1 protein-coding gene is annotated in these 2,021 nt (G+C 54.1%); it reads left to right on the top strand.

The window, feature by feature from the left end; genetic code table 11:
- Nucleotides 1-158 precede the first annotated feature (158 nt).
- Nucleotides 159-1,844, top strand: a complete 1,686-nt coding sequence (locus ABQE44_RS25695) for an AIPR family protein (protein WP_448432631.1) — start codon at nucleotides 159-161, stop codon at nucleotides 1,842-1,844.
- The last annotated feature ends 177 nt before the right edge of the window (nucleotides 1,845-2,021 follow it).

The following is a 2,021-nucleotide window of genomic DNA, read 5'->3' as shown; positions in this document are numbered from 1 at the left end:
ACTAGAGCAAGGCGATGGCGACCTTGCTTCCTCCTTGTTGCAAGGTGCAGATGATCGAACGGCGGTCGTAGCCTTCGTTTAGGTTGCTTGAGGTACAAGTTTCATCGCGCTCAGGCCATAAGGGGAGGTTATCGGTGGACAGAGTCACGAAGGGACTCTTGAAGACCTACGCGGACAGTGCGGGGCTCGGAAAACTTGGCGAAACTCAGCAATTCGAGCGTTTCGTTACCCACATCGCGTTGTCAAAGGTATACGGGGGCAGTTTCTCGGCCGACGACTTCTGTGTCGGCGATGGAGTTCAAGGAGTCGACGCAGTCGCACTATCGGTAAACGGCGAGTTGATACAGGATCTCTCGGAGCTTGAGGAGATTCTTGCCGATGTTGGTTCGATACGGGCAGACCTTATTTTCATTCAAGCAAAGACCTCTGCGAAATTTGAGCTCGGGGACTTAAGCGTTTTCGCGGATACCGCCACTTCACTTGTCACCAATGATGATTCCGACGTGCTGCCGGAGTTTTCCGAAATGGTCAATATGCTATGGGAACATTCGGACCGCTTCGTTGAAAACCCGGTAGTCCGACTCTATTACATCACCACCGGCAAATGGGAGTCACCAGATCCCCTGCAGAAGAAGATTGCTCAGGCGAAGAATCTACTGCTCGACTCTAATCTCATATCAAAGGTCGATTTTCATACCTGGGGCGCGCCCGAAGTGCAGACAAACTGGAGGGCGATCGACCGTGGACTGAAAACGACAATCCTCTTCGAGAGCAAGACAACGCTTCCGGAAATGCCGGAGGTCGAACAAGCCTTTCTCGGGATTCTGCCTGCGGATCAGTTGCTCGAGCTCATCACGGACGAGGAGGGCGAAATCCGCAAAGCACTATTTTACGACAACGTGCGCGACTTCCAAGGAGACGTCGATGTCAACGCTGATATCCGCAAAACACTGCGGTCGAGTGACCGAAAACGCTTCTGTGTTCTAAACAACGGGGTGACGGTAGTTGCGAGGGCTCTCAAGACGACAGGAGACCGATTCACACTTGAGGACTACCAGGTAGTCAATGGCTGTCAAACAAGCCACGTTCTGTACGCCGAGCGGGACTTCTCCAAGGGCGTTCATGTGCCATTCCGCCTCATCGTGACGGCCGACGATGAGGTGGCGAGGTCGATCACTACTGCCACTAATCAGCAAACACAAGTCAGTAAGGAAAACCTCCTCGCTCTACTTGACGAGCAGAAGGCGATCGAGCAGTACTTCAACGCCTATAGAGGCGATGAAGGCCACCGTATCTACTATGAGCGCAGGTCGAAGCAGTGGGTAGGCTCACAACAGGTCCGTGGTGCTTGGCGAGTCATAACTCTCCGAAACCTTCTCCAGTCATTTGCGTCGATGTATCAAAAGGTTCCACACACGGCCGCTCGATACTATGGCGATCTCCGTGACCGGGCCAAGACAGAAGTCTTCATCGCAGCCAACCACCCGGCGTATTTCTACTCAGCTGCGTACGCATATTGCAAACTGGATCAGTTCTTCCGCAACGAGCAAATCGATCGGAAATTCAAACCGGCGCGATACCACCTGCTTGCTGGCGTTCGCACCGCTTTCACTGCATCGCAGCAAATAGACAAGATCGAAAAAACGGAAGCAAAAGCTGAACGGGCACTTGCTTCGTTCAACAAATTCCTCTGGGACGACAAGAAGTACCTGAAAGCACTTCTTGATGTTGGGGAGGTCGTGGACAAAATGGCGGACGGCAACATTACTCGAGACTTCGGCCGTAACAGGGAGCAGACAGAGGCGCTGCTCACCGAAGTCCTCGACAAGGTAAAGATCACGTAATTACGAGAAGGCCGGGTTAGCCGCCTATCCGGCGGCGTAGATACTCCGGCATAGCCCTGATCGTGCCTTCGCGCGCACGGCGCTCGCTGCCGAGCGGTGACGCGAAACCCCACTGCAGACCGATCGAGTGGACCAGCACGTCGTGAGCCACGACGAGGGCAGCGAGGCTGTCGGGCT

It is taken from the genome of Mycolicibacterium sp. XJ2546, from assembly GCF_053483195.1.
Note: the sequence above shows the minus strand (reverse complement) of the source record. Positions and strands in the feature narration are given on the sequence as shown.